This is a genomic window from Paenibacillus sp. E194, from assembly GCF_000935845.1.
In the GTDB taxonomy this organism is placed as follows: domain Bacteria; phylum Bacillota; class Bacilli; order Paenibacillales; family Paenibacillaceae; genus Paenibacillus_B; species Paenibacillus_B alvei_B.
The window spans coordinates 1-2,579 of record NZ_JMDX01000422.1 but is presented as its reverse complement, the minus strand read 5'-3'; the positions used below and the strand labels follow the sequence as shown (position 1 = coordinate 2,579).

Genomic DNA, 2,579 nt, shown 5'->3' with positions numbered 1-2,579 from the left:
CCGAATATGTTCATCATCATAGAGGACGAACGTCTGATTGATAAGCTTCTCTGGTGTTATCACATGTTCCCAGCACAGTGGTGATTGCTCATTCACTCCGACAACAAGCTTGCCTTCGAGCAGTCTCTGAAATGTTAAATTGCGCTGCTGATGAAGGAGACTTTCCGATAAAGCGATCAATCCAATATCAATCTTATCCTGCTTGATTAGATCCACGATTTCTTTGGGGCCTTTTTCCATAATTTCAAATTTGACAGCAGGGTAATCGCGCTTGAAGCGGGATATAACATCGATTAATAAATGCATTGGCCCGGGAATTGTGGCTATCCGTAGTAGCCCGTTGACGGTATTGGTATAAGACTGAGCTTCTGCCTTTAGTTCATCGATCTTCACTAATACTTCACTCGCAATGCCAATGATTGCTTGACCTTCAGGCGTTGGAACCGCCCCTTGTCCACGTGAACGCTGAAATATTCGAATGCCGAGTTCTGATTCCAGCAAGGAGATGGACTGACTAATGGCCGAAAGGGTTACATGCGCTTGTTGTGCGGCTTTCGTTAAAGATCCAGTCTTAGCCACCTCAACAATGTTCTCAAGTTGCTCAATATTCATTTAGACACCTCAATCCTCACTTAAGTATTACTTAATTATATATTAGTTTATATAAATTTTAGTTAATTAGCTACAGTGATACAATAGAGGCACAGCATGAAGAAAGAGTCAATGAATAATCTCACAGGCATGATGAAGTGCGTACACATTTCGACGAGGAGGAATCGAGCATGGCTGAGAAAAGAGTAGCGGTTATTACAGGTGGGGCAAGTGGAATTGGGAAAGAGACGGCATTGAAGTTCGCCAAAAAAGGGGATCGTGTCGTTGTCGCTGACTTTAATGAACAAGCAGGACAAGAAGTCGTTGCCCTCATTGAAAAACTGGGCGGTGAAGCGATCTTTGTCAAAACTGACGTGTCCAAACTAGAAGAGGTAGAAGCACTCGTAGAGAAGGCTGTTGAAACGTTCGGCCGAATTGATGTGATGTTCAATAATGCGGGGATTGGCCGCGTGACTCCTGTGCTTGACCAAAATCTGAAGGATTACCATGATGTGATTAATGTGAATCAACATGGAGTTGCGTACGGAATTATTGCAGCTGGACGCAAAATGAGAGAGCTCGGCATTCGTGGAGTAATTATTAATACCGCTTCGGTGTTCGGATTTCTGGCTTCGCCAGGGACATTCGCCTATCATGCGACTAAGGGAGCTGTCATCATGATGACGAAGTCCGCTGCGCTTGAACTCTCTGCATATGGCATTCGAGTACTTGCTGTTGCACCAGGTGCTGTCGACACACCGATTATTCAAGGCTACAAAGATCAAGGCATGGTAGATGCGATGAAAGCGAAGGTTATTGGCAATAAGTTGACACAGCCTGAACAAGTAGCCGATACGGTATACTTGCTCTCCCTTGATGAAGCTAGCGCAATTAATGGCAGTGTCGTCATGGCTGATGAAGGCTATGCATCGTTTAAATAATTTAACAACACACAAAAGATATAGCTCATAAGCGGACAAGCACCTTATCCTATTGAACGGGATACAAGGTGCTTGTTTTGTTGTTAATGAAATCTTCCCATGCAATTGCCGTTACGATGATTTTAGTTCTGAAACAATACTGTTTCCAAATCGGTGTTAGTTACATAAGATATTTTGATAATCGTTTGGTTTTGAATGGAGAGGTATTGCGAATGACAATTACACCTTTACAACGAATTACAAGCAGCAATAAGAATGTGTTTGTCGCTGATTCTGTTGGGGAGGCTGTAGTATTATTAATCACTGGGCATCCCCCGAATGCAGTAAATATTGAAGATGTAAATGAGATATGGCTTAAACTAGAATCTTTCACTAGTGACAATAATGTGTGGTTCAAGCAGATAAACAACCCGACGTATATCTGGTCCAATCAAGTAGCGAAAGCTGGGGAAGTTTGCAGTTTTGCTACGGCGTCTGTACCATTGCCAATTCTCGAGGGGACGGAAGAGATTTCTTATCTTATCTTTTTCACCCTATTTTGCAACCAAGTTTGCAGTATGCGTATCACCCTTATTGATGCAATAGGCAATCCTGTGATGCCAATATGGCCGGATTATTTAGATAAAGAACTCTATGCATTGCCAGCTGATTTGCATTCTACTGAATTGGGTATTCCACGGCAGAATATTCAATTTTATTCGGTTACAGCTTCATTTCGTTCCTCCGATGTTTTACCCGGCTCCCGATTTTTATTTACGTTTCAGGTTATGAATCATGGTGAGGGAACTCCCGGGTTCGCTTTTGTAGCAGATATTTATCAGTTTGCCGAATCCTGGTATGTTGATGGCGTAACAGGGCCGACGGGTCCAACTGGCCCAACGGGATCCACTGGAGTGACTGGCAGCACAGGAGCAATAGGAGATACGGGGGCAACAGGAAGTACTGGAGTGACAGGGGCAATGGGTGCGGTAGGTGAAACTGGAGCGACAGGAACAACCGGACCAGTGGGTGAAACTGGAGTAACGGGAAGTGCTGGTGCGACCGGAG

The 2,579-nt window shown here is 44.0% G+C and carries 3 protein-coding genes; 2 read left to right on the top strand and 1 reads right to left on the bottom strand.

Going from position 1 to position 2,579, the window contains the following annotated elements; translation table 11 throughout:
• Positions 1-612, bottom strand: a 612-nt coding sequence (locus AZ66_RS28425; protein WP_044358007.1) for a LysR family transcriptional regulator, incomplete at its 3' end; no start/stop codon positions are given.
• Between the two features lie 170 nt (positions 613-782).
• On the opposite strand from AZ66_RS28425, the gene AZ66_RS28420 reads away from it, so the two are divergent.
• Positions 783-1,532, top strand: a complete 750-nt coding sequence (locus tag AZ66_RS28420) for an SDR family NAD(P)-dependent oxidoreductase (RefSeq protein ID WP_021260160.1) — start codon at positions 783-785, stop codon at positions 1,530-1,532.
• An 80-nt stretch (positions 1,533-1,612) separates the two neighbouring features.
• Positions 1,613-2,579, top strand: a 967-nt coding sequence (locus tag AZ66_RS33480; protein WP_269433161.1) for a hypothetical protein, incomplete at its 3' end; no start/stop codon positions are given.

Coding starts and splice junctions, on each gene's coding strand:
- AZ66_RS28420 (WP_021260160.1), top strand. CDS start 783: ATGGCTGAGAAAAGAGTAGCGGTTATTACAGGTGGGGCAAGTGGAATT.